Source organism: Dyadobacter soli (assembly GCF_900101885.1).
Taxonomy (GTDB): Bacteria; Bacteroidota; Bacteroidia; order Cytophagales; family Spirosomataceae; genus Dyadobacter; species Dyadobacter soli.
Genome location: NZ_FNAN01000012.1, coordinates 112,093 through 135,338 on the forward strand (window position 1 = coordinate 112,093; position 23,246 = coordinate 135,338).

Here is a 23,246-nt window from a genome sequence, read left to right on the forward strand (position 1 = left end):
ATTATTTAAAAGCCATTTCGGGAATAGCTTCCCAAAGTGCCATTCGCTGCATTTTGACTTCGCTGAGCATATTCTGCCCGGCGGGTGTGACGGTGAAATACCGCTTCCGCTTGCCTCCGCGCACTTTCGTGGCCTCACCCAAAACAGACGTCAGCAGACCTTTCTGTTCGAGCCTTTTGAGCACGGTTTGCAACGCGCCCATGCTCACCTTCCGGTTCAGCCTTTGCTCGATCTCGTCCACGATAGCGATGCCATACGCTTCCGGATGTAAAACGGCGACGGTAAGCAGTACAACTTCCTCAAATTCACCCAGGTACTGATTCATATTTTTATATTTACCTTAAATGTAGTAATTATATTTTCAATATTTACCTCAATTGTAGTTAAAATATTTTCAAGCGATTGCATTTCGTTCACAGGAGCAACAATTGATTTTTATCTCTAACTTTCACATCCTTTAATACCTAAAAAATTTATGAAGAAAGTATTCCAAACCAACCTGTACCGGGCTTCCCGGCGCTTGATGCTTTCGGCGGGTACGCTGCTGATGGCAACCTTTTCAACAAAAGCCGACAATGCCCCGCTAGCCTCTCCTATCGAAGGTCGCTGGGACATTTCTGTGGATGCGAACGGCAAAGTATTACCGTCGTGGCTGGAAGTACGCCACTCGGGCAATGCAACGCTTGTAGGCCAGTTTACCGGTTTTTCGGGCAGCGCGCGGCCGATTTCTGTTGTGCATTTCAAGGATGGCAAGTTCGATTTCGCGATTCCGCCCCAATGGGAACGCGGCGACACCGATCTGAAAGTGGAAGGAACGGTATCCGGCGACGCTATTACCGGCTCGCTGACTACGCCTGACGGCAAAACTTACAGCTACAAAGGCGTGCGTGCCCCGTCGTTGCGCGGCAAGGCGGCACCTGCCTGGGGAGCGCCGATCAAATTGACGGCGGGTAATGAAATCAAAGGCTGGCATGCAACGGGCGAAAACCAGTGGATCGCCGAAAACGGCATTCTGCGCAGCCCGAAATCGGGTGCTAACCTGGTTACCGACCAGAAATTCAACGATTTCAAACTGCATATCGAGTTCCGTATCCCAAAGGGCAGTAACAGCGGCGTGTACCTGCGCGGCCGTTACGAAGTGCAAATTACCGACGGCAAAGGCATGGAGCCCTCGCTTGACCAGATGGGCGCTATCTACGGTTTCATCGTCCCAAGCGAGATGGTGGCCAAAGAAGCCGGCGAATGGAATACGTTCGACATCACATTGGTGGGTCGCATGCTCACGCTTGTGGCAAACGGCAAAACGGTGATCAGCAACCAGGAGATCCCCGGCATTACCGGCGGCGCATTGGATAGCAACGAAGGCGAGCCAGGCCCGCTTTACATCCAGGGCGACCACGGTCCGGTAGAGTACCGCAACATTGTCATTACCCCGGCGAAGTAATTTCTTTCCAAAAGCCGCTATCACAGCCGTGCAGCAATGCCCGGAACATGGTAGCGGCTTTTTTTGCCCAAAGAAGACTAAAACATAACCCTAGCGTAACAGCCGGTAACGATCCCGGGAATAATTTTGAAGTCCTAAACTCACCAATATTAATGGATTCGAGAAGAGATTTCCTTAAAAAAGCCGCCTTGCTCGCAGGTACGGGCGCCATGGCGAATACGCTTCCCCCCGTGATACAAAAGGCGCTGGCCATCGATCCCGCGCCCGGTAGCACGTTTTACGATGCCGAGCACATTGTGTTCCTGATGCAGGAAAACCGGTCTTTCGATCACCAATTGGGCATGTTGCAAGGCGTCCGCGGCTTCAACGACCCGCGGGCGATCGACCTGGCCGATAAAAACAAAGTATGGTTCCAGACCAACAAAGCGGGCGATACGTACGGGCCGTTCCGGCTGAATGTGAAAGATACCAAAGTGGCCTGGATGGGTTCGATTCCCCACGGCTGGTCGGACCAGACCGACGCCATGAACAATGGTAAATATGACCGCTGGCTCGATGTAAAGGCTCCACGGAACAAGCAATACGCACATATCCCGCTCACAATGGGCTACTGCGACCGTTCCGATTTCCCGTTCTACTACTCCCTCGCCGACGCATTCACCGTTTGCGACCACAACTTCTGTTCGAGCATCACCGGCACGCACCCGAACCGTTACTACTGGATGACCGGCACCGTGCGCGAGAAAAACGAGCCTGCGGGCCTGGCCCATTTGTGGAATATCAGCAACTACGAATACCCCGAGCTCGAATGGAAAACCTACCCCGAGCGCCTCGAAGAGCACGGTATCAACTGGAAGGTGTACCAGAATGAGCTGACGATGGGCTACGGGCTCAAAGGCGAGGAAAGCGCGTGGCTCAGCAACTTTGGTACCAATGTTTTGGAGTATTTCAAAGCTTACAACGTGCGGTTCCACGAGGGCGGGATCGCCAATCTTGAAAGTAAACGGAAAACTGTAATCCAGACGATCGCCGACCTGGAAAAGGAAGCTGCCACCGATTCCCGCGCCGCGACAAGAGTAGCTGCGGCTAAAAGGTTGCTGAAAAACATCGAAACCGCGCAGACGAAATTCAATAAAGACACTTACGCCAGTCTTTCAGATAAAGATAAAAAACTGAACGACAAGGCTTTCAGTACCAATATCAACGATCCGCATTTCCATGAACTGGCATCGATGCAGTATTCCGATAATGGTACCGAAAGGACATTGAATGTGCCGAAAGGCGATGTTTTCCACCAGTTCCGCGAGGATGTGAAAAATGGCACGTTACCAACGGTGTCGTGGCTGATGCCGCCTGCGCATTTCTCCGACCACCCGGGAGAGCCGTGGTTCGGCCCCTGGTACGTGAGCGAGGCCATGGAGATTTTGCTTCAAAACCCCGAGGTTTGGAAAAAGACCATTTTCATCGTGACTTATGATGAAAACGACGGCTATTTCGACCATTTGCCGCCATTCACCGTCCCTAACCCTTACAAAGAAGGCACCGGAAAAGTGTCAGCGGGCATCGATCCGAAACTGGATTTCGCATTGGCTGACCAGCAAACCAATCCCTCGGCCAACCCGGCCAGCGTTCGCGAAGGTTCCATTGGCTTAGGCTACCGCGTGCCGATGATCATCGCTTCACCCTGGTCGAGAGGAGGTTATGTCAATTCCGAAGTATTCGACCATACGTCTTCGCTTCAATTCCTTGAAAATTTCCTGGAAAAGAAATTTAACAAAAAGGTACACGAAGAGAATATCACAAAATGGCGCCGGACGATCTGCGGCGACCTGACGTCGGTTTTCCGGCCTTATAATGGCGAGAAGGTCGAGAAACCGGTCTTTTTGGAACAAAAAACATTCATCGAAGGCATTCACCAGGCGCAATTCAAACAGGCTCCCGAAAATTTCAAAAAACTCGGCGCGGCTGAATTGGCCGAACTCAATAAAGACGCACGCAAATCGCCGTTATTTCCGGTGCAGGAAAAAGGCGTGCGGCCTGCCTGCGCATTGCCGTACGAGCCATTTGTGAATGCACAGCTTAGCAAAACCGGGGATGCCTTGCAGCTGTCGTTCAAAGCTGGCAATCAGGTTTTTGGCACAAAATCGTCCGGCATTCCGTACCGCATGTACGCGATGAAACCCTACCATAACGAAGCGCTCCGCTCCTGGGATTACAGCGTCGCCGCCGGCGACAAGCTTACCGACGAATGGCAACTCGCTGATTTTGAAAACAATGCCTACCACCTACGTGTATACGGCCCCAATGGCTTCTACCGCGAATTCATGGGCAATGCAGCAAACCCCAAGCTGAAAGTGAGCTGCGAGTACGAGGTAAAATCATCGAAACCGACGGGTAACGTGGTGGTAACGATCGAAAATTCAGACTCCAAAGCGCATGAAGTTGTGATTGAGGACAACAGTTATAAAGCCGCTGCTAAAAACAAGACATTCGCCGTGGGTGGCAAAGCGTCCCTTGTGCTGGAACTGGGCAAATCGTTCCAATGGTACGATTTCAGCGTGAAAGTGAAAGGGTATGATGGTTATGAAGAACGTTTCGCGGGACATGTGGAAACCGGAGCCGTTACGAAAACCGATCCATTAATGGGCGGTGTTGTTTGATTTGCATTGTTGTTACATGCCTACGGCATTTAGATAACGTATAACAAATTCGTCTGCTACCAATATTACGTACCTAGCGGCACTTAGCCGGTCGCCAGCTCGCTGAGCATTGGCCGTAATCAGCCCCGATAACTTGCGTAGTGATGTGATCGGGCCGTACAAAATCGCGTTAGCGATGTAATATTGGTAGAAACAACGCGCGAACCGCATTCTAAAATGCCGTAGGCATGCAACAACAAAGGCCGGGATGAGAAAAGCTCCCGGCCTGGTAAAAAACTGTCGATGAAATGTAATCTGACCCCTATTTTGTAAACGGAATCATCGCCCGCACGCGCTCGTCGCGCAGGTACAGGCCCGCCCATACGAGCACACCGAACGTAGCTGCGAAATACAATGGCTGCTCTGCACGCACCATGACGGCGATGGCTCCGCCCAGGTAACCGGTGATCAGAATCGCCCCCAGGATGGCTGTGCGCGGGATAATGTAGAGGATCGTCGATACGAGCAATGCGGTACCGATGCTCTGCACCTGGTCCGCCGGCCAGCCCAGCGCCACAGAACCTTCGATGGAAATAGGGTGCGCGATCACCTTCATGATCGCATCCACAAGCAGGAACAGAACACACAATATGCTGATGATCTTGCCGATAAGGGCAACTTTGTCGGTACGGGGTTTCGCGATTGGGGCAACAAATGTAGCTTCCATGGTTTCTTTTGGTTTATAAAGGTTTTGTTTGATTGATTGATCGATACAAAACTAATGGGTACCAAAAGGACAGGCGCTGTGTGAAAACGGCAGTATTAGGGGGCGTTTGCGCCAGCAACAGAACGTTCTATATGTTATTCGATACAATGGATGCGTTTCTATTGCGTTTTAGGTTACAAAAAGTAGAAATTATTAGTAACTTGCTTATAACTGAAATTCCCAACGTAGCCCGCAGAAACTGAAATATGAAAGAACCGATCATGCAGGATCATATCCTTGCAGCAAGTATCAGCAATGGCGACATACCCTCATTCACAAGGGTTTACGAAACCTACCACGCCTATTTGTTCCGCTTTGCACTACGGTTTTTGAAGTCCACAGAACATGCCGAAGAAGCTGTACACGATGTATTCCTGAAATTGTGGGAAAACCGCGATGGCCTGAATAACGAGTCTTCACTCAAATGCTACCTGCTTAAAATCTGCAAAAGCCACATTTTCCACACGCTCACGCGCGCAGGCAAAGAGCAGGCCGTGCTGCAACTTTGACCATTCCGAACCGGGTCAGATCAATGGATAAGGAAATTCATATCAGGAACCTCGTTTACAAATACATCTCGAACCAATGCGACGGTCACGAGCAGGACGAACTGCTCCGCCACCTGCAAACGCCGGCAGGCAAATGGGTTTTTGATGAAGTAATGACTTCGGAAGCGGGTAAAATATTTACAAAAAGCGAAGAAATCGAACCAGCCGTCTCCAACCGGTTGCTAGGGCGGTTGAAGCAAAGTATGGTGGCCGAAGAAGCCCTGCATGAACAGCCGCTTCCTTTTTATCGCAAAAGAAGTTTTATTCAAATAGCCGTAGCTACATTGTTACTCCTCGCCGTATTGGCCATTTATTGGTTCACGGCCTGAGCGGCGCTTCCCCTACTTCTTAATGTATTCATCCGTAAAATGCGTCCTGGCTTTGGGCTGGGCAAATTTCTCGTTGTTATAGTTTTGAGATCTGCCCCTCGGGATCGATAACGACGACCATTTTTCGTCCAGCGCCATTTTCCCGACAAATACGATCTGCCCCACGTGATAAGGGTAATGCGCCAACTGCCGGTTAATGGCCTCCATCACCGAATGTCCCTGATTTCGGATATAAACAATGGTGTCCCAATTCGACGCATTCAGGGAGTCAAGCGCATTGAAAAGGCAATTCCAGCCCTCATTCCATTTCGCAAGCAACTCGTCGCGACCAGCGATATCATTCTCAAATTCAGCCTCGCGGTTGCGCGTTTCCTTTTCTCCGTCGGTTGTCAGGAAATCGGTCCAGCGCGAGAGCATATTACCCCATAAATGCTTTACAATGGTAGCAATGCTGTTACTTTCCTCGTTGTATTTCCAGAAAAGCTGCTCGTCGCTGAGTTGAGCGATGGTCTTTTCGCCCAGCATTTTATAGTATTCAAATTGCTTTCTGACGCTCTCGATATACTCCTGGTTCATGGCTTTGTGATTTGGGTTAATTATCCAAATTACAAATAGTTAGCCATTAATGCGAACGGGAACCACCTCTCCATAAGCGACTTTAATATCGAACACACTCGTAAGCACGATTTGATTAACGATCGAAAGGATGAGCCGGATCACGCCCGCGTGTGTCACAATAGCCACCCTTTGATAATCCGTTTTCACCAGTTCCTCCCAAAATTCGTTCACACGCGCGTGCATTTGCATCAGGCTCTCGCCCCCGGGCGTGCACACGTTCACGTAATCGTCCGTCCACGCACGCAAAGCCTGCTGATCGACGGTATCCCAGGTTTTGCCTTCCCATTCCCCGAAATTCAGCTCCTGCAAACGATCATCGGTCGAAAATACAGGCGACAGCGCTCTCGCCAGCTCGGTACAGCGCAATGCGGGGCTGGAATAGGTTATGTCAAAATCCATATCCAGCTGTGACTGAACAACTTTTAGTTCGGAAGGAAAATCATCGTGCAGTAAAAGCTCGGTCCTGCCGTAAATCAGGCCGGGTTCGAAGACCGGCGTCGTGTGACGGATCAGATAAACTTCCATAACACGACTATAAAAAAGTAAAATGCAACTTCGCAAACCTGCTGAATAGCCCCCAGGCAGTCGCCGGTATAACCACCGATCCATTTTTTGAAATAGCGCGCCAGCAATAGCGCGATCAGTCCTAAAATCAGGATGGACGCGAGCGCCACCGGCTGCTCCAAAATCATAGCCAGCCCGAATAATGGTAGAACGCCAAAGATAATCGCCATTACCAGCACCCAAAAAGGCGGCTTCTCCGCAACCGGTTTGGCTTTGCTGTCCGTATCACGAGAATAGGGAAGCATATAAATGACAAACACCGGCATGAGCCTGCTCAATGAATGCCCGGCCACAAGTACAGCGACCATGCTGTATTCCCAACCTGCAATAGCCTGCAACAAGCTGAATTTCAATGCCAATATCAATATCAGTCCCACGGAAGCGTAAGTACCTACCCGGCTGTCTTTCATGATTTCGAGTATTTTCTCCTTCGTCCACCCGCCTCCGAAACCATCGCAAACATCGGCAAAACCATCCTCGTGAAATGCACCCGTGAGCAGTATTGAAATGATCATCGAGCACAGTACGGCTATCGAAGGGTTGGTGAGATAATCCGCTGTTAAATAGGTGCTGCCCGCTACCAGACCGACGATCCAGCCCACGAATGGCAGATAGCTCGTCGCTAAACTGAGGTTTTCAGGCTTATACACAACCCATTTTGGTGCCGGCAGGCGCGTATAGAACTGCAATGCCGTGAAAAACAGGTCGAATTGGTGGCGAATGTGCGACATCGGCAATCTTCTTTCGGTTAGTTCTCCGTTTTCTGACTTACACCCGCACTTTCAAAGCTCGCCATTTCATTCAGGAATGCGACAGCGCTTTGCATGAGCGGGTACGCGAGCGCGCAACCTGTACCCTCGCCCAGGCGCATGTCGAGTTTCAGTAACGCATCCGCTTCCAGCGATTGAAGCAGCAGACGATGCCCTTTTTCATTGGATTGGTGACAAAAAACAGCATTCCGCCGGATCGCCGGGTCCATTTTAAATGCGCACAGGTAACTTACGGAAGCAATAAACCCATCGACCAGCACCAGCATTCCCAGCCGCGCCGCTTCCAGCATAGCACCGCACATCATGGCAATTTCAAAGCCGCCGAATGTCGCAAGCACCGATTCGGGATTATTGGCTGCGTTTTGATGAAAATCCAATGCATCGGCGAGTACGGCTACTTTCCGGGTAAGCTGCGCATCATCCAGCCCGGTACCTTTGCCTACGCATTCGGCAATGGGGATATTCAGCAACCGGCTCATGATCGCCGACGCAGACGAGGTGTTACCAATGCCCATTTCCCCGAAACCGATCACGTTGCAACCGGCTTCCTGTACTTGCCTTACGAGCTCCGCGCCTTTTTCCAGGCATAGCCGGCATTGGGCGTTGGTCATCGCTGGCTGTTTCGCAAAGCTTTTAGTACCAAAGTTGACCTTCGCGTCGATCAGCTTTTCATTTTGGCCAAAATCATAATCCACACCTGCATCTACCAGCAAGAGGCTAATGCCGTGCTGCCGTGTGAAAACGTTGATCGCCGCACCGCCGCCGATAAAATTGAGCACCATCTGCGGCGTTACCTCCGACGGGTAAGCGCTCACACCTTCCGAAGCAATACCATGACTGGCCGCAAAAACAATGACATGCGGGTTCGCAAGCTGTGGCGACAGGGTATCCTGTACCGAAGCAATCTGAAATGCCAGTTTTTCGAGGCTGCCCAATGCGCCTAACGGCTTGGTTTTCAAATCAATTTTCGCCTGTATTTCCTGGCTGGTAATGGTGGCTGTATGCATTGTTTTAGGTTGATTTTAATGTTAATGGAAGCCCTGAGACCATCATAATCGCTTCCTGTGCCGCTGCGGCCACATATTGATTGGCCCAGCCTTGCAAGTCTGTAAACTTCCGTCCGGCATCCGTTTCCGCATGGACACCCATGCCGATTTCATTGGAAATGATGATCAAAGTAGCGTCAATCTGCGCCAGTGCATCGATTTCCCCTTTGAATGCAGCGAGCGACTTTTCGACATCATATTCCAAGGCAAAGAATAGGTTGGTCAGCCACAATGTGACGCAATCGATCACCGCCACGCTACCTGCAAGTGGCAGCAAATGAATATCCCGCTCGCTTTCCAGCGACGTCCATTCGGGCCCGCGTTCGTCCTGGTGCCGTTTTACGCGCTTCGCAAAATCCTCATCCCAAATCCGCGACGTAGCCACATACACCGGATTAGCACTTTTTTGCAATGCCAGATCCATCGCGAACCTGCTTTTGCCGCTGCGGACGCCGCCCGTCACGTAAATGATCACGACGGCTCGGCGCTTTTGAAGCGTTTGTACAAAAAGAGCTGCCACTTTTCCTCTGCCACGCCTGCCTTATCCATTTCGGCACGTGCAAGGGTGAAAAACAAGTCGGAAAGGCGGTTAATGTAAGCCGGAATCGCTTCGTGAACCTCGTCCGTTTTGGTCAGCGATACCAGCCGCCGTTCTCCCCGGCGCATTTGCGTACGCGCAATGTGGCAAAGCGCCGAAACTTCATTCCCGCCGGGCAGCAGGAAATAGTCCGATGGCGAAGTCATAGCCGCTTCCAGCGCATCGATCCACTCCTCACAAAAAGTGGAGCCATCTACCGGCATCGGGTTTTTGTTCTCCTTTTTGGCATCGGACGGCCGCGCCAGATGCGACATCATGTCCATCAGGTCCTTTTGTATTTTATGCAGATTAGGTTGCCACTCGTGTCCTGTGCCCAACTTCACACGCAACAATCCAATAGTCGAATTCGCTTCGTCGAGCGTCCCAATGCATTCAATGCGGACATCGTCTTTATCGACGCGACTTCCGCCAAATAGCCCTGTCGTGCCTTTATCGCCCTTTTTAGTATATATTTTCATTTAATTAATTGATTTATAGTAGATCAACTCATATTTCGGCAACAATTCGGGGTGAATAATTCGGATCAGGTCGCAAAGGACCAAATGCGGGTTTACTGCCCCGGACTCCCAGTAATCGTTCGCGCCCTGGGCATTCATGCGGTTGTTGTAGCTGTAAATATGATTGGTTTTGAATGCCTTGAAATCGGCGTAGCGAACGTCGCGCGCGAGCACATCTTTTTTTGTCTGCACGTTTCCGATGCTTACATTCAGCCAGAAATCGGCCTGCAATGCGATAGGATAAACGGTTTCAAAACTTAATGGCAGGCTTCCCGTCGCCTTCGTGCCCGACCAATGGTACGAAGCGCCGGCATCCTGGAAGAACCGGCTCACATAACTGTCGCCGTTCGGGACATTCCAGGCGTCTTTGGAATTCATCCCGGTGATCAGGCTCGGGCGTGACTTCACATTTCGGGTCATACGGGCCAGCCGCGCATATTCTTGCTCGACATGGGCGAATTTCCCGTTCACCTCGCCTTCCTTATTAATCAGCGCCGCCAGTAACTTCACCCATTCCGCCCGGCCGAGTGGCGTCGTTTCCACCCATTCGGAATTGACCATTACCGGGATCCCAGCCTGATGCAACGATTCATACCGGCTGACCTTCGAAACCGGGCTGCCGGTAGCCATGATCAGATCCGGACGCATGCTCACCAAAAGCTCCTCATTGAGCCCCTGGTCCTTTCCTACTTCTGCGATCTTCCCTGCTTTGATACGTTCCAGTACTTTGGGGGAAGAAACATATTTCAGGTTTCCCAGGCCTGTGAGAATATCCTCGCAACCCAGGAAACCGATCAGTCCGATATGCAGCGACGACATCGCCACCATGCTCCGCACGGGAATTTCGATCACCTGGCTGTCGCGAAACCCGATCGGCCGCGGCGTGCCCCGTTGCACGAGCACGTACGTGAGCGTATCCGTCGATTTCTCGAACGGGCTCATGATCTTTACGACTTTATAATGCTTGTGATAGGTAATTTTAAAGCCTCTGGCATGTGCTACTCTTACCTTTTCGGAAAACAGGTCGGGGCCTGCGTAATGGGAATCGCCTTTTTCGTAAAGCGACGAAGAAGTGCTGCAACCGGCCAGCAAGCCGCACAGCAGCAGGGCTGTAAGTAATTGTCTGATAATCATGTAGTCACCGGCCTTTCTTCCGAAAGCCATATTAACAGCGTTTGCAGGCAGGTCTTCTGACTCGTTCAAACTCTTGTGCCTTCCCGGGTTAATGATTGAATTTTGAATGAGTGAATGAGTGAATGTTTTCTAATCACTCATTCACTCATCGCGCCGGCGACCCGGTCACTCATTGACTCATTCACTCATTGTACTCAGTGACATCTTACAAGAGCCTCGTTATGAACTTACAGCAGCGGAGACTGTTCCGGATTCGCACCGGATTCCCTTTTAATCACGCATGACACGTGTACCTGGATGGCCGCAAAACTAGCAATATTTTATTGCTTATCATTGTAAAGTTTCATTTACACACACCTTGCATGAAACGAGACGACACCCTCTGGAAATCGATTCTGGAAGATATTTTCGAAGACTTCCTGCTCTTCTTCTATCCCGACGCCGACTTCGGACGTCGGATGTTCACCTACTACTCGCGGATACTGGACAACTACGACAAGCCCATTACCGCATTCGCAATTTTTACGGAAGGTAACGCTGCATTCAAGCCTTGTGAATACTACCGGGAGTTTATGGGCACGAGTGTTTCGTACAAGTACAATGCATTTAAGATTTTAGAACAGAACGAGCAAGCGTTGCGTAAAAGCGACAATCCGTTTGCGATAGTAGTTTTGACCGTAAAAGCGGCTTTACAACGCAACCACTTTTCTGAAAATGAACTACTTAATCTAAAAATCGAGATAGCTAAAAATCTTCTGGAGAGGCAACTTTCGAAAACTAAAATCAGAAATTTGCTTGGCTTTCTGCGATTGTACATTCGCTTTGAAAACCGTGAAAGTGGTGTTAAATTTGAAGAAGCAGTCGATCATCTAATACAAGAAAATAAGTTTATGGGTATCGAGGAACTTCTTAAGAGCGCAATTAAAGAAGAGGTGGCTATTGAGACCACCGAAAATTTATTGAAGGAAACGTCCTTTTCTATCGAGAAAATTGCCCGGTTGGTTGGTGTATCGCCCGAATTTGTTCAAAAGCTTAAAGACGATATGCGTCGCCGGAGATCAGACACATTACACTAACAATCAGCACCATTACCAGGCAGGTTCGATGATTCACACTTGACGTTCTTTCGATTTCACATGGTTCAATTATCCGGTCGCTTTCTCCAATAAACGGCTTCTCCACCACCTTTCCGTGATACACATTCGCCCCTCCAAAGCGGCAATCCAGTATTCCGGCCAAGGCGGCCTCAGGATAGCCGGCATTAGGGCTTTTATGCCTATTGCCAAATTTGAAAACAAATTGCAACCCGCGCCCGCTTCCGGTCACCACTACCATTAGTAATGCCGTCAGCCGTGCCGGAATGAAGTTGGCCACGTCGTCCAGTCTTGCCGCGAATTTTCCGAACCATTCATACCGCTCGCTGCGATAGCCAAGCATGGAATCCATCGTGTTCACCATTTTGTAAGCCATCATACCCGGAACGCCTGCGATTGCGTAATAGAAAAGCGGCGCAACCACGCCGTCGCTCAGGTTTTCAGACATCGTTTCTAATACGGCAATGCGGATTTGCTGTGCATTGAGCCTTGATGTATCCCTGCCTACAATCCTCGATAGTTGTTTTCTCCCCGCTTCCAAACCCTCCTTTTCGAGCACAGAAAACACCTTCCTACCTTCTGCAATAAGTGAATGGTTCGCCAGGCCGTAGTACACCCAAATACTATTCAATATCAAATACAAGACAGGCACGCGCACCAGCACAATATTGAGCCAGTAAAAGAATGCAAACACCGACGCAACTAATACGCTGCTCAGTATTGCCCCTTTCAAAAACCGAAAACGACCTTGATTCAACCACTTCTCACCCTTTGCAATAGCGTTGCCGAACACCCGGACAGGATGCGGCCAGTTATCAGGGTCTCCGACCCACAAATCGAGCAGGTAACCCGCGAGCAACGGGACGATCAGTAGTACAGCGTCTGCCATTCTTTCAGTGCGTTGATCATTTTCCGATTATCATCCGGCCGTTGGGTTGCGAGCCGGAAATGCTGCCGAGTGAGGCCGCGGAAGTTGCCCGCGTCGCGAATAAGCAGGCCGTGGTTTTCGAGTAGAAATTCTTTCAGTTGAGCGGCATTCCGCACCAGCGTTCGGGCCAGGAAGAAATGGGTATCGCTTTGCAGCACTTCCAGGCATTCCAATTTCTGCAATTCTTGAACGAACGTTCTTTTATCTTGCAAAAGTTGGGAAATAGGTGGCTGAATCTGGTGGAAATGATCGAAAATGTAATGCCCGGCTGCCATGGCCAGCGTGTTGACCGTCCATGGCTGTTTGATGTTCGTCAATGATTCAATTACCTCTTCGCGCCCAAGCAAATGGCCTAACCGAAGTCCCGGGATGGCGTAAGTCTTCGTCAACGAACGCATGATCAGCAAATTCGGAAATCTCGTCATCAACGAAATAGCCGATTCCACTCCTTCCGTGAAATCAATGAATGCCTCGTCGACGACAAACAAGCATTGCGAATTCAGTTTCATCCAATACTGTAAATCACTGTAAACAAGACCCGTAGGATTATTCGGATTACAAATAAATACCAGATCACTCTTTAATCTCGGCAATTCCAATGCATCCTGCCAGCTTATACTGCTGATTTCATGATCGTACGAGAGGCAAGCATCTTCATATTCCGCGAATGCAGGTGTAACGATCGTAGTCCGCTTCCCCGAATGCAGGTGGGCGATCAGATAAATGCTCTCGGTGGTACCGCTGCATACCAGTACCTGCTCCTTAGGCAATAAGTGGTGCCCGGCAATCTTCTCCCGTAAACTCTCCGCAAGCACCTCAGGATAACGATTGATCTCGCCCCACTTCTCAAAAACATACTCCTTTAAACCAGCCGGCTCCCCACCATACCAGACATTCGTACTGAAATCTGCAATAATCTTTTTTCCGTACCGGTAGCCATCGTCGCCATGTCCGTGTAACATATATTACTCTGCTATACTATTGTAAATCAATTCCATATCAATATGCGCACGCAGCAAATCAGCCAGCTTATCGTATTGTTGCTCTTTAAATTCCTGGTAGTCGTATGGTACGGCACCTTCATTGGTGTAGGGCGCTAAAATACTGTCGACCACACCCTGATTGTCCAGAATCCCGTGCAGGTACGTGCCCCATGTACGCGCGTCGCGGAAGTAGCCGTCTCGGCGCCCGTCCGACAACGTGGCCACAGGCTCCCCCGGCTGCAATGCGGTGGTTTCGCCCATGTGAATTTCATAACCGGTACATTCTTCTTCGCTCTGCCTGAACCGGAATGTACATTGCAATGTCGTTTTTTCGGGTTGCAAAATAGTTTTTACCGGCAATAATCCCAGCCCGGGCAATTCCTCTATCTCACTTTCAATACGCTGCGGATCGAGAATATTTTCGCCGAGCATCTGGTAGCCGCCGCAAATGCCTATCACGGTTTTGCCTGCCTTATGTACATCATAAATGGCCTTGGCAACGCCGTTATTTTTGATAGCCAGCATATCCCCGATTGTATTTTTACTCCCAGGGATAATGATTACCGAAGCCTTTTCGATCTCGGATGGGTCATTGGTATAATACAAATTCACTCGCGGATCCTTTTCCAAACGGTCGAAGTCTGTAAAGTTGGAGAGCCTTTTCAGCAGGATCACCGCCACATTCACTTTCCCTTCCACTGCCGACCGGTATTTGAGCTCTAATGAAACAGAATCTTCCTGTTCGATATAGATATCGCTGAAATAAGGCAAAACACCCACCACCGGCAGACCGGTCAACTCTTCCAGCATTCTTTTTCCGTCTTCAAACAGCCGCCCGTCTCCCCGGAATTTGTTGATAATAATGCCTTTCATGCACGCACGCTCCTCAGGCGTGAGTAATGCAATGGTGCCGTAAACGCTGCCAAAAACACCTCCCTTATCAATGTCAGCGATCAGATAGGCAGCTGCGCCGGCGTGCGCCGCCATTCTTAGATTAGTAATATCCCGGTGTTTCAAATTAAGCTCCGAAATGCTGCCCGCTCCTTCCATCACAATTGGAGAATACCTGGAAGCGAGCCGGTCGAATGCATCCTTCACGGCCGAAAACAGCTCCCGCCGGTCGTTAGCCATGAAATATTCGTAGGCCGACTGGTTTCCTACCGGCTTGCCGTTTAAAACTACCTGCGAGGTTTTGTCATTGGTTGGTTTAAGCAACACAGGGTTCATGTCCGACTCGCACGGAACTTTCGCCGCTTCCGCCTGAACTGCCTGTGCACGACCGAGTTCGAGTCCGTCGGCTGTGACATAGCTGTTGAGCGACATATTTTGCGCCTTGAAAGGCGCAGGCTGGTAGCCGTCCTGCTTAAATATCCTGCAAAAACCGGCTGTAATCACACTTTTGCCGACATCCGAGCCGGTCCCTACGAACATGATCGGGCGCAATTTCCTAGTATTCATTTTAATCAGATATCGATACGCTCCGAAATTGTTTCAGTAATCTCATTCGCTGAAAGCGCTTGCAGCGACAAATACTCCGCGCCCAGCGCAATCGCCAGTTCCCGCGCCTTTCCATAGCGAATGTAGCCGCTCTCCGTATCGAGGACTAATGCCGGATATTTCAGATTTTCAGCCAGTTGCAGCGATTGCCCCCATGCATCCCCACCGGCACCCGGCAGCGGCACATTGGCTTTTCCATCGCTCAGTATCACGAGAAATGGCTGGATACGATCCGTTTTCGCGAATAGCGTAAGCAAATCTCCCGTCAACTGCAATGCGTGTGGCAGCGGTGTCCGGCCGCCTGTCGGAAGTTGTTCCAACGCCTGTTCAGCCAGTTCGGTGCTTCGCGTGGGTTCGAGTAAAACAGTAGCTTCCACGCCGCGGAAAGCTATTACCGCCACCTTATTGCGCTTTTGATAAGCATCTTGCAATAAATTCATCACACTGCCTTTCACCGCTTCCATCCGCTTCCCGGCAGCCATCGAGCCCGATGCGTCTACCACAAAGAGGACAAGGTGGCCCGCTTTGCCGTTTCTGACTTTTTGGTGCAAATCCTGGCTGCCAATGGTCGTTTGCTCCGGATCACGTGCCAATGCGTGCAAAACCGTGTCGGTCAATGCTACATCATTCGGAGTATCGCTTTTAATACTCCTTACCTGAAAGCCTTTCCCGGTTTGTTTGGCTTTTACTCCTCGTCCATTCAAAGCGTCAGGTAGCGTTATCGGCTCTGAATGCACTATTTCTGGAACATCCATTCTAAAATCAGCAACAGCGACTTTTTCATTCACATCATCATCGCAATTTCCCTCCCCACATTCACCATTCTGCTGATTACTTTCCGTATGCTGTTCTGAATTGGATGGCTCTGATTTACCGTTTGAAGCATTACTTTCGCCCGGATTATCCTGTTGATCGTCAGATTGCCGGTCCTTTTGCGGAGGCAATGTCTTTTTGCCCTTTCGGTGTAGAAGCACCAGTTCGGCACCTTCGCGTATGTCATCCGGCGTTACGGTTGTCCGCCCGTTCAATGCAGCAATGGTAATCGCCGTTTTATATAACACAATATCGGCCCGTAGGCTGCTCACGCCCCATTCGATACATAGCTGGCTGATCATTTTGAGCAACCCGTCCGGCATTTGCACAAGCCGCAGCAATTGTCGCGCCTTACCGATTTGCGTCCTGACAATTTCCTGTCCATTAGTCCAATAACTTTGAAATGCAACCGGGTCATTTTCAAACGCAATCCGCCTGCGTACGACTTCTGTTCTATCCTGCACATTGGTTTGCGCCTCCACTTCCACCATTAACCCGAAGCGATCCAGAAACTGCGGACGCAGATTTCCTTCTTCGGGATTCATCGTACCGATCAGCACAAACCGCGCCGGATGGCTAATGGATAATCCCTCCCGCTGGATCGTATTCACGCCCGATGCCGCCACGTCCAGCAGCACATCCACGAGGTGATCGGCCAGGAGATTTACTTCATCGATGTATAAAATTCCCTCATGCGCGCTCGCAAGCAAGCCGGGCAGGAGTTTCTTGGTCTTGCTGGAAAGGATCGCCTCGATATCCAGGCTGCCGAGAACCCGGTCCTCGGAGGCGCCCAAGGGCAAATCGACAAATGGTACCGGCTCTCCCGAATGTTCCAGCGCAGGCATAACCTCCGCCAGTCCGCGTACCGCGGTGCTTTTAGCCGTGCCTTTTTCGCCTTTGATCAGCACACCACCAATGCCTGGGTTGATCGCGCAAAGCAGCAACGCTTTTTTGAGCCTGTCCTGCCCGACGATCGCGGAAAACGGGTATAAATTCATTTCAACATTCATTTAAGCAAGCATTTTGTAACGAGGAACGCTATGTCACTCAGCCCGTGATTCGAGCAAGGCCTCACTTTTGAGATACAAATTCTTCAAACCTTCCAACGCCTCTTCCGACGGCTTTTCCCAAAGCCCGCGCTGCGCCGCTTCGAGCAGACGTTCCGCGATGGCATGCAGCGCCCACGGACTGTTTTCTTCGAAAAACTGCTGCATGGCGACATCCAGCGCATAAGTTTCGGCCACTTTTTCATACATCCAGTCATCCACCACACCCGCCGTCGCATCGTAACCAAACAGGTAGTCGACCGTGGCCGTGAGTTCCAGACCACCTTTATAACCGTGCTTTTTAATGCTTTCGATCCATTTGGGATTCACCACGCGCGATCGAAAAACGCGCAACGTTTCCTCTTTCAAATCCCTCACGACGGGCCGTGCAGGGTCCTGGGAATCACCAAAATAATGCTTCGGCTGCTGGCCGGTGAGGTTGCGGATCGTGGCGATCATTCCACCGTGAAATTGCAGGTAATCGTCGCTATCGAACAGGTCGTGCTCGCGGTTATCCTGGTTATGCAACGCTACTTCCACACCTGCAAGCCGCTGCGTGAACTCCTTCCGTGCATCCACGCCCTGCGCATTGCGCGAGTAAGCATAACCACCCCAATTGATGTATGCCTGGGCAAAATCGCCGTCGGTCTGCCAGTTTTTTTCATTGATCAAAGGCAGAATACCGGCCCCGTAACTCCCCGGCGCCGCTCCGAAAATGCGGTAGGCGGCTCGTTCCTCGGCCTGTTCAATGGATAATGCGTCATCTTTTTGCAGCTCAGTCAGTTCTTTCAGGTAATGCTTTTTGACAAAATTTTCTTCCAACGGCTCATCGGCGGCAATCACCATGTGTACGGCTTCGTCCATCAGCTCGATCAGGTGCGGAAATGCATCCCTGAAAAACCCGCTGATCCGCGTGGTAACGTCGATACGGGGCCGCCCAAGCTCCTGTAATGAGATGATTTCCAACCCATTAATCCGCCTGCTTTCCGCCTGCCAAACCGGCCGAACACCCAGCAATGCGAGCACTTCGGCCACATCGTCGCCGTGGGTACGCATGGCGCTCGTGCCCCAGATGCTGATCCCGACGCTTTCGGGATACCTGCCCGTCTCCTTCCAATGGCGATCCAGTACCTCTTTGGCCAACTGCTGTCCTACTTCCCAGGCCGCTTTGGAAGGTAATACCCGCGGATCGACGGCGTAAAAATTCCGTCCCGTGGGCAGGATGTGCGCCATCCCGCGCGTAGGCGCGCCGCTCGGCCCCGCAGGCACGTATCCACCCGAGAGCCCGTGCAGGAGATTGGTAATTTCCTCGTCGGTGCGGGCCAGGTTAGGGACGAGTTCTTCCGAAATGAAAGTTAATATTTTGCGAAGACCTGCCAGTTCGGGCAAATTCGGGTTTCGATTTATTGCCTCGAAAACAACCTTGCCAATCGCCTCACTATCAAATCTATAATATTCAAAAAGCGCCACGATATGCGCCGCCATTTCATCGACCACTTCCAGGGCGTCGGCAGCTGTTACCACCGGTCGCCCGGCCCAGTCCGAGAGATTTTCTGCCGTCACCGGCAACTTCCGGCCTTTTTGCTGATGAAGTGTTTCAATTTCAAAACCATACAAATAGGCCAAAACTGCCTGCATACCAGGCACAGGGCCATTCGGAAGACGCGTCAGCGATTGGAGCATATCCGTCAACGCCTCGTTCTCCGGCATTTCGCCCAGCGTGTGCAGGCCGTTGCGGATTTGCGCCGCGCCGAGTTCGCATAAATATCCGTCGATATCCTCGATCAAATGCGCGATATCCTTTCCATCCATTTCCGCGAGGCTCACGGGCACGCCCTCGGGTGTCATGTCATCGTCCCAGTCATGCTTATGATCGCCGTGGTCGCGGCTTAGCATAGCCGAAAGGTCCGCGTCGAGGTTAGTTTGTTTAATCAAATCCCAGATCTGGCGCTGCAAGAGCGGTAATTTGGAAGGATCCAGGCTTTCGAGCTGGTAATACTCATCCACCAGCTGCGTGAGCTGCGCCAGTTCGCCGTAAGTGTCGGCAGAGGTCATCGGAGGCGTCAAATGATCGACCACCACCGCATGCGCGCGGCGTTTCGCCTGCGAGCCTTCTCCGGGGTCATTGATAATAAATGGGTAAAACAATGGCAAATCGGCCAGAAAAGCATCAGGAAAGCAATTTTCTGACAACCCTATGCCTTTCCCCGGCAGCCATTCCAGTGTTCCGTGCTTGCCCACGTGTACGAACGCGTCGGCGCCCCAGCCATCGCGCAGCCAGCGATACAATGCGTAATAATGATGTGTCGGCGGCAGATCTGGCTGGTGATAGATCGCGTCGGGGTCCATACCATACCCGCGCGGCGGCTGCAACGCCACAAATGCATTGCCCAAATCGAGTCCGGCCAATGCAATATGCCCTTCGTGCACGTAAGTTTCGCCGGGCGGCGGGCCCCATTGTTTCACCATTTTCTGACGGGCGGCCTCCGGTAATTCGTCAAACCAGCCCGCATATTGCGCGGCAGGCACACGAGCGGCGGCTTGTGCCAGCTGGCCGGGCGTCAGAAAATCTTGATCGTATGCGCAACGGTCGATCAATGCGTGGATCAGCTCCGTTCCGGTTGCTGGAAGATCGTCGATCCGGTAACCTTCGGCCTGCATAGCCCGCAGGATATTCATCAGCGACGCCGGTGCGTCCAGCCCGACGGCATTCCCGATCTGGGAAGCTTTTGTATTGGAATTGGTAAAAATGAATGCAACTTTTTTATCGGCATTTTTCAAATATCTTAAACGGGCGAAGCGAATAGCTAAACCAGCAACGCGATCGATCCGGTTATCCAACGGTTCATACCCGCGCGTGTCTTTCCCTTTTTCCTTGAACGAAACCGGTACCGTGATAATGCGCCCGTCGAACTCCGGGATTGCGACATTCATCGCGGTATCCAACGGGTTGAGCCCCCGCGCCGACGATTCCCACGGCCCGCGACCCATACCGCTCGTAATGGCTTGCAAAACAGGCACATTTAAATCCAGCAACGCCCTGGAAGGATCGCTACCCTGCCCCACCGGCTGAATGTCGGTCATTGCAAACGAAATAGTATTTATCAGCACATCGATACCCATTCCCCCATTCGTTTCGAAGTATTCGAATGCCAGTGGCTTACCTGTGTCGGCATTGACTGATTTGAGGGACGAAGTAAAAATGGGTAGTACATTCACGCCATGCTCTTCCAGCGAGCGGATCATTGCATCCACAAACTGAGTGTTCCCGCTCAGCCAATGCGCCCGGTAAAAGCTAATGCCTATGGTCGGCAACGCAGGATCTCGGTATTTCAGCCAGTCGGTTTTATCGGCGAATTCGGGTAGATCGGGATGGTAAATACCGTGTTCGGGCAAATGCATGGGTGCATCGGCACCGAAGCCGGTCATGAGCAGGTGATCGGAAAGGTAACTGAGGAGCGAAATCAGGTTGCTGTAACCGCCGGCCTGCAAATAGGCCAGCGTATCGTGCAAAATCGCAGGCGAAACCGTCGATACCGCGGCAAACTCGGGGTTCATCTCCCCTGTTCCGCTTACTACGATCAGATGCTGTCCGCGCTGCCCGGCCAGTTTTACAAGCTCGTTAAACCCTGGAATACTGCTCAAACGGCCGTGAATGCGAATGATAATGATCTTTGCCTCTGCTATTTCCCTTTGCAAAAGCTGCTGCATTTGCTCCTCGCTTTTGATCGCCATCAGGCCGATGCCCGTCGTTTTCGGGAAATCTTCGGGCAGGAGCTGCATCGCGCGATCGAGCGTGAGCAGGTCCGTATCCGCATGCGTGAGGAACACGATACCGTCTGTCGGAACGGCCGTTTGGCCCAGCTCTGTCGAAGTTTCCGAGCCTTTCCAGGTATAAAATTGAAATACATATTCGGCCAGGTCCGAGGGCGGCACGAGGTAGCGATCGGCCTTGACCATGCTTTCGATATAATCAAAAATCGCGATGATCTGCCATTCATAATTGATGGAATGGAACCATACCGAATGCCCGTCGAAGAGCAGTGTCACCACGTTCGCAAGCGTGCACGGGCCCAGGCAGCCACCTTTGGTCATGTGTACAACGTTCCGCAGCTTACGCCGCAGCCACTCATTTTTGTACAACTCCACGGGAATAGGCGCATACCCGCGATCGACGCGCCCGCAGCAGCATGCATTATAGCAATATGACAAATGCCCGCGCCGCTGCACGAGGTTGATGGACTTCCCGTCGGACCGGGTGATGCGCTGGCGTTTCATAATGTACTATCGGCTGTCGGCACTTGGCTTTCGGCTCTTTTTATGGTTATGTTGATGAGGTGTTGGATGAATTCGGGCTTGTCGGCCCAGTAGAAATGGGTGTAGGAAGCAAATGTATTTTGCACTCTAAAAAACTGTGTATCAACCGATATACCTCTCGCATTGGCCATTTGTGCAAGCGGCACTTGCACAAATGGCTCTTTTAATGAAGAGTAATGGAATTCATGGCCTTTGATCTCCAAACCGTCCCAATGCATTACCCTGTAACCCAGCGTCATTTTCGGATGCTGCATCGTCGTCGACAAATCGAGCACACCGGCCATGTCGAATGCATTCCCCTTGCTGTCCACAAGTTCCCTGCCGAGGTACATCAACCCACCGCATTCCGCGTAGGCCAGCCCGCCGTTTTCGCAGTATTGCCGAATGCTTGCTATCATCGACTGATTTTCAGCCAGTTGATTCGCAAATAATTCAGGATAACCGCCTGGCAGATATAGCAAGTCGGTTTCGGGCAAAGTCTTGTCATGCAAAGGACTAAACCATTGGATTTCCCCGAATGCACGCAGGCATTCGATATTTTGGTGGTATAAAAAGGAAAATGCCTCGTCCCGCGCGATGGTTATGCGGCAGTTTGGCGATTTTGTATTTATAGATGTTGAGGGGTTCGAAAAACCAGAATTATCGTCACCAACACTGCTGCCTCCCCAAACAGAGACCTCATTTTCAACACCATCATTTACAGCAGTAATTTCCAGTAACCGTTCCAGGTTGACAGTTCGGGGAATAATTTCTGCCAGCCTTTGGATAATTTCTTCATAATCTGTTTCAGCTGATATATGCAATCCCAAATGCCGGGAAGGAATATGCAGCGCTTCATTTTTAGGTAAATACCCTAGCGCCTCCACGCCCGCATCCGCACAGGCATCCTGTAAAAAACGGTAATGCGATTCTGTGTTCACAAAGTTAAAGATCGCTCCTACCACGCGGATTCCGGGGTAAAAGTTTTTCAAACCATAAATCAGCGGAGCCGCCGAATATGCCATCGACTGCGCATTGATCACCAACACCACCGGAATATCCAGCAACGCCGCGATCTCCGCACTGCTGCCTTTCATTTTATCGGCCCCATCGAAAAGCCCCATCACGCCCTCGGTCACACACACATCCGCCCGCGAGGCATAATGCGCATACACCTCACGCATATGCGCCTCCGACGCCATGAAAGTATCCAGGTTCAGCCCAGGCCAACCAGCGGCAGTGGTATGGTGGATCGTATCGATATAATCCGGCCCGCATTTGAACGCCTGCACCCCAAGCCCCCGGTCCCGCAACGCACGCAGCAGCCCCAGGGTCAGCGTAGTCTTACCCGAATTGCTCGACGGAGCGGAGATTAGGAAACTGGATTTTGGAACAGACATCTTTAAACCATCGGTGAGTTGAAAAGTCCTGAAAACTTCAAACGCATTCGACAGCAAAGTATAAGAAAGGCACCGCCAGGCAACAATGCGCCCCGGCGATCGTCGGAATGCCCATACAGGCGGAAACCAGACGAATATCCAAACCAGACTCTGCTTCATACCGCGAAAGCATCGTCAACAAAGAAAGGGTCAGGTGCTCTGGCTCAGTTCAATGATTGAATGACCGAATGATTGAA

The 23,246-nt window shown here is 51.1% G+C and carries 20 protein-coding genes and 1 riboswitch; of the genes, 5 read left to right on the top strand and 15 right to left on the bottom strand.

The features are described from left to right. Nucleotide 1: 1 nt before the first annotated feature. Complete coding sequence (locus BLQ88_RS20640) at nucleotides 2–325, bottom strand: PadR family transcriptional regulator (protein WP_090153991.1); 324 nt, start codon at nucleotides 323–325, stop codon at nucleotides 2–4. Nucleotides 326–475: 150 nt separating this feature from the next. On the opposite strand from BLQ88_RS20640, the gene BLQ88_RS20645 reads away from it, so the two are divergent. Then, nucleotides 476–1,444, top strand: coding sequence for a 3-keto-disaccharide hydrolase (locus BLQ88_RS20645; protein ID WP_090153993.1), 969 nt, complete (start codon nucleotides 476–478; stop codon nucleotides 1,442–1,444). 152 nt (nucleotides 1,445–1,596) lie between these two features. Then, nucleotides 1,597–4,104, top strand: coding sequence for a phosphocholine-specific phospholipase C (locus BLQ88_RS20650; RefSeq protein ID WP_090153995.1), 2,508 nt, complete (start codon nucleotides 1,597–1,599; stop codon nucleotides 4,102–4,104). 301 nt (nucleotides 4,105–4,405) lie between these two features. Here BLQ88_RS20650 and BLQ88_RS20660 read toward each other — a convergent pair whose 3' ends face one another. Beyond that, nucleotides 4,406–4,810 (bottom strand): DoxX family protein, encoded by a 405-nt coding sequence (locus BLQ88_RS20660; protein WP_090153998.1) that lies wholly within the window; start codon nucleotides 4,808–4,810, stop codon nucleotides 4,406–4,408. 245 nt (nucleotides 4,811–5,055) lie between these two features. Here BLQ88_RS20660 and BLQ88_RS20665 point away from each other — a divergent pair, with 245 nt between their 5' ends. Next, nucleotides 5,056–5,358, top strand: coding sequence for an RNA polymerase sigma factor (locus BLQ88_RS20665; protein WP_090154000.1), 303 nt, complete (start codon nucleotides 5,056–5,058; stop codon nucleotides 5,356–5,358). 23 nt (nucleotides 5,359–5,381) lie between these two features. Then, the gene (locus tag BLQ88_RS20670) at nucleotides 5,382–5,726 is read left to right on the top strand and encodes a hypothetical protein (protein WP_090154002.1); all 345 of its coding nucleotides are present in this window, start codon (nucleotides 5,382–5,384) and stop codon (nucleotides 5,724–5,726) included. 12 nt (nucleotides 5,727–5,738) lie between these two features. Here BLQ88_RS20670 and BLQ88_RS20675 read toward each other — a convergent pair whose 3' ends face one another. The 7 genes from BLQ88_RS20675 to BLQ88_RS20705 all read right to left on the bottom strand — a co-directional run bounded on the left by BLQ88_RS20675 (nucleotide 5,739) and on the right by BLQ88_RS20705 (nucleotide 10,983). After that, nucleotides 5,739–6,302 carry a DUF1572 domain-containing protein gene (locus BLQ88_RS20675; protein ID WP_090154004.1) on the bottom strand — a complete coding sequence of 188 codons (564 nt, stop codon included), beginning with the start codon at nucleotides 6,300–6,302 and terminating at the stop codon, nucleotides 5,739–5,741. Nucleotides 6,303–6,341: 39 nt separating this feature from the next. Next, nucleotides 6,342–6,869: an alpha-ribazole phosphatase gene (gene cobC / locus BLQ88_RS20680; RefSeq protein ID WP_090154005.1), complete on the bottom strand. Its 528-nt coding sequence runs from the start codon at nucleotides 6,867–6,869 to the stop codon at nucleotides 6,342–6,344. Beyond that, nucleotides 6,854–7,639, bottom strand: coding sequence for an adenosylcobinamide-GDP ribazoletransferase (locus tag BLQ88_RS20685; protein ID WP_090154007.1), 786 nt, complete (start codon nucleotides 7,637–7,639; stop codon nucleotides 6,854–6,856). Before BLQ88_RS20685 ends, cobC begins: the two co-directional genes overlap by 16 nt. 17 nt (nucleotides 7,640–7,656) lie before the next feature. Further along, on the bottom strand, nucleotides 7,657–8,685 hold the full coding sequence (gene cobT / locus BLQ88_RS20690) for a nicotinate-nucleotide--dimethylbenzimidazole phosphoribosyltransferase (RefSeq protein WP_090154008.1): 1,029 nt from the start codon (nucleotides 8,683–8,685) through the stop codon (nucleotides 7,657–7,659). Nucleotides 8,686–8,689: 4 nt separating this feature from the next. Next, nucleotides 8,690–9,199 (bottom strand): bifunctional adenosylcobinamide kinase/adenosylcobinamide-phosphate guanylyltransferase, encoded by a 510-nt coding sequence (locus BLQ88_RS20695; RefSeq protein ID WP_090154010.1) that lies wholly within the window; start codon nucleotides 9,197–9,199, stop codon nucleotides 8,690–8,692. Continuing rightward, nucleotides 9,196–9,780, bottom strand: a complete 585-nt coding sequence (locus tag BLQ88_RS20700; protein ID WP_090154012.1) for a cob(I)yrinic acid a,c-diamide adenosyltransferase — start codon at nucleotides 9,778–9,780, stop codon at nucleotides 9,196–9,198. The genes BLQ88_RS20695 and BLQ88_RS20700 overlap by 4 nt, the downstream gene beginning before the upstream one ends. Further along, nucleotides 9,781–10,983: an ABC transporter substrate-binding protein gene (locus tag BLQ88_RS20705; RefSeq protein WP_229212778.1), complete on the bottom strand. Its 1,203-nt coding sequence runs from the start codon at nucleotides 10,981–10,983 to the stop codon at nucleotides 9,781–9,783. It lies immediately after the preceding gene. Next, nucleotides 10,983–11,265: riboswitch (cobalamin riboswitch) on the bottom strand. (Overlaps the previous gene by 1 nt.) Before the next feature lie 50 nt (nucleotides 11,266–11,315). Between BLQ88_RS20705 and BLQ88_RS20710 the strand changes: the two genes are divergently transcribed. Beyond that, the gene (locus BLQ88_RS20710) at nucleotides 11,316–12,029 is read left to right on the top strand and encodes an RpnC/YadD family protein (RefSeq protein ID WP_090154014.1); all 714 of its coding nucleotides are present in this window, start codon (nucleotides 11,316–11,318) and stop codon (nucleotides 12,027–12,029) included. Here the strand turns inward: BLQ88_RS20710 and cbiB are convergent. Genes cbiB through BLQ88_RS20740 form a run of 6 tightly spaced genes read right to left on the bottom strand, consistent with a single transcriptional unit; the run spans nucleotide 11,986 to nucleotide 23,169 of the window. Next, the gene (gene cbiB, locus BLQ88_RS20715; RefSeq protein ID WP_090154016.1) at nucleotides 11,986–12,936 is read right to left on the bottom strand and encodes an adenosylcobinamide-phosphate synthase CbiB; all 951 of its coding nucleotides are present in this window, start codon (nucleotides 12,934–12,936) and stop codon (nucleotides 11,986–11,988) included. The two genes, BLQ88_RS20710 and cbiB, sit on opposite strands and share 44 nt — an antisense overlap. After that, complete coding sequence (locus tag BLQ88_RS20720) at nucleotides 12,915–13,937, bottom strand: pyridoxal phosphate-dependent aminotransferase (protein WP_090154018.1); 1,023 nt, start codon at nucleotides 13,935–13,937, stop codon at nucleotides 12,915–12,917. Before BLQ88_RS20720 ends, cbiB begins: the two co-directional genes overlap by 22 nt. 3 nt (nucleotides 13,938–13,940) lie before the next feature. Beyond that, nucleotides 13,941–15,416, bottom strand: a complete 1,476-nt coding sequence (locus tag BLQ88_RS20725; protein WP_090154020.1) for a cobyric acid synthase — start codon at nucleotides 15,414–15,416, stop codon at nucleotides 13,941–13,943. Between the two features lie 5 nt (nucleotides 15,417–15,421). Next, the gene (locus BLQ88_RS20730) at nucleotides 15,422–17,266 is read right to left on the bottom strand and encodes a magnesium chelatase subunit D family protein (RefSeq protein WP_090154320.1); all 1,845 of its coding nucleotides are present in this window, start codon (nucleotides 17,264–17,266) and stop codon (nucleotides 15,422–15,424) included. 45 nt (nucleotides 17,267–17,311) lie between these two features. Further along, entirely contained in the window at nucleotides 17,312–21,592 is a 4,281-nt protein-coding gene (cobN, locus tag BLQ88_RS20735) for a cobaltochelatase subunit CobN (protein WP_090154022.1), read from the bottom strand. Further along, nucleotides 21,589–23,169, bottom strand: coding sequence for a cobyrinic acid a,c-diamide synthase CobB (locus BLQ88_RS20740; protein ID WP_229212779.1), 1,581 nt, complete (start codon nucleotides 23,167–23,169; stop codon nucleotides 21,589–21,591). The genes cobN and BLQ88_RS20740 overlap by 4 nt, the downstream gene beginning before the upstream one ends. Between the last annotated feature and the right edge of the window lie 77 nt (nucleotides 23,170–23,246).

Coding starts and splice junctions, on each gene's coding strand:
- cobN (WP_090154022.1), bottom strand. CDS start 21,592: ATGAAACGCCAGCGCATCACCCGGTCCGACGGGAAGTCCATCAACCTC.
- BLQ88_RS20685 (WP_090154007.1), bottom strand. CDS start 7,639: ATGTCGCACATTCGCCACCAATTCGACCTGTTTTTCACGGCATTGCAG.
- BLQ88_RS20730 (WP_090154320.1), bottom strand. CDS start 17,266: ATGAATTTATACCCGTTTTCCGCGATCGTCGGGCAGGACAGGCTCAAA.
- cobC (WP_090154005.1), bottom strand. CDS start 6,869: ATGGAAGTTTATCTGATCCGTCACACGACGCCGGTCTTCGAACCCGGC.
- BLQ88_RS20640 (WP_090153991.1), bottom strand. CDS start 325: ATGAATCAGTACCTGGGTGAATTTGAGGAAGTTGTACTGCTTACCGTC.
- BLQ88_RS20740 (WP_229212779.1), bottom strand. CDS start 23,169: ATGAAGCAGAGTCTGGTTTGGATATTCGTCTGGTTTCCGCCTGTATGG.
- cbiB (WP_090154016.1), bottom strand. CDS start 12,936: ATGGCAGACGCTGTACTACTGATCGTCCCGTTGCTCGCGGGTTACCTG.
- BLQ88_RS20675 (WP_090154004.1), bottom strand. CDS start 6,302: ATGAACCAGGAGTATATCGAGAGCGTCAGAAAGCAATTTGAATACTAT.
- BLQ88_RS20720 (WP_090154018.1), bottom strand. CDS start 13,937: ATGTTACACGGACATGGCGACGATGGCTACCGGTACGGAAAAAAGATT.
- BLQ88_RS20700 (WP_090154012.1), bottom strand. CDS start 9,780: ATGAAAATATATACTAAAAAGGGCGATAAAGGCACGACAGGGCTATTT.
- BLQ88_RS20705 (WP_229212778.1), bottom strand. CDS start 10,983: ATGGCTTTCGGAAGAAAGGCCGGTGACTACATGATTATCAGACAATTA.
- BLQ88_RS20710 (WP_090154014.1), top strand. CDS start 11,316: ATGAAACGAGACGACACCCTCTGGAAATCGATTCTGGAAGATATTTTC.
- BLQ88_RS20660 (WP_090153998.1), bottom strand. CDS start 4,810: ATGGAAGCTACATTTGTTGCCCCAATCGCGAAACCCCGTACCGACAAA.
- BLQ88_RS20725 (WP_090154020.1), bottom strand. CDS start 15,416: ATGAATACTAGGAAATTGCGCCCGATCATGTTCGTAGGGACCGGCTCG.
- BLQ88_RS20665 (WP_090154000.1), top strand. CDS start 5,056: ATGAAAGAACCGATCATGCAGGATCATATCCTTGCAGCAAGTATCAGC.
- BLQ88_RS20650 (WP_090153995.1), top strand. CDS start 1,597: ATGGATTCGAGAAGAGATTTCCTTAAAAAAGCCGCCTTGCTCGCAGGT.
- BLQ88_RS20670 (WP_090154002.1), top strand. CDS start 5,382: ATGGATAAGGAAATTCATATCAGGAACCTCGTTTACAAATACATCTCG.
- BLQ88_RS20645 (WP_090153993.1), top strand. CDS start 476: ATGAAGAAAGTATTCCAAACCAACCTGTACCGGGCTTCCCGGCGCTTG.
- cobT (WP_090154008.1), bottom strand. CDS start 8,685: ATGCATACAGCCACCATTACCAGCCAGGAAATACAGGCGAAAATTGAT.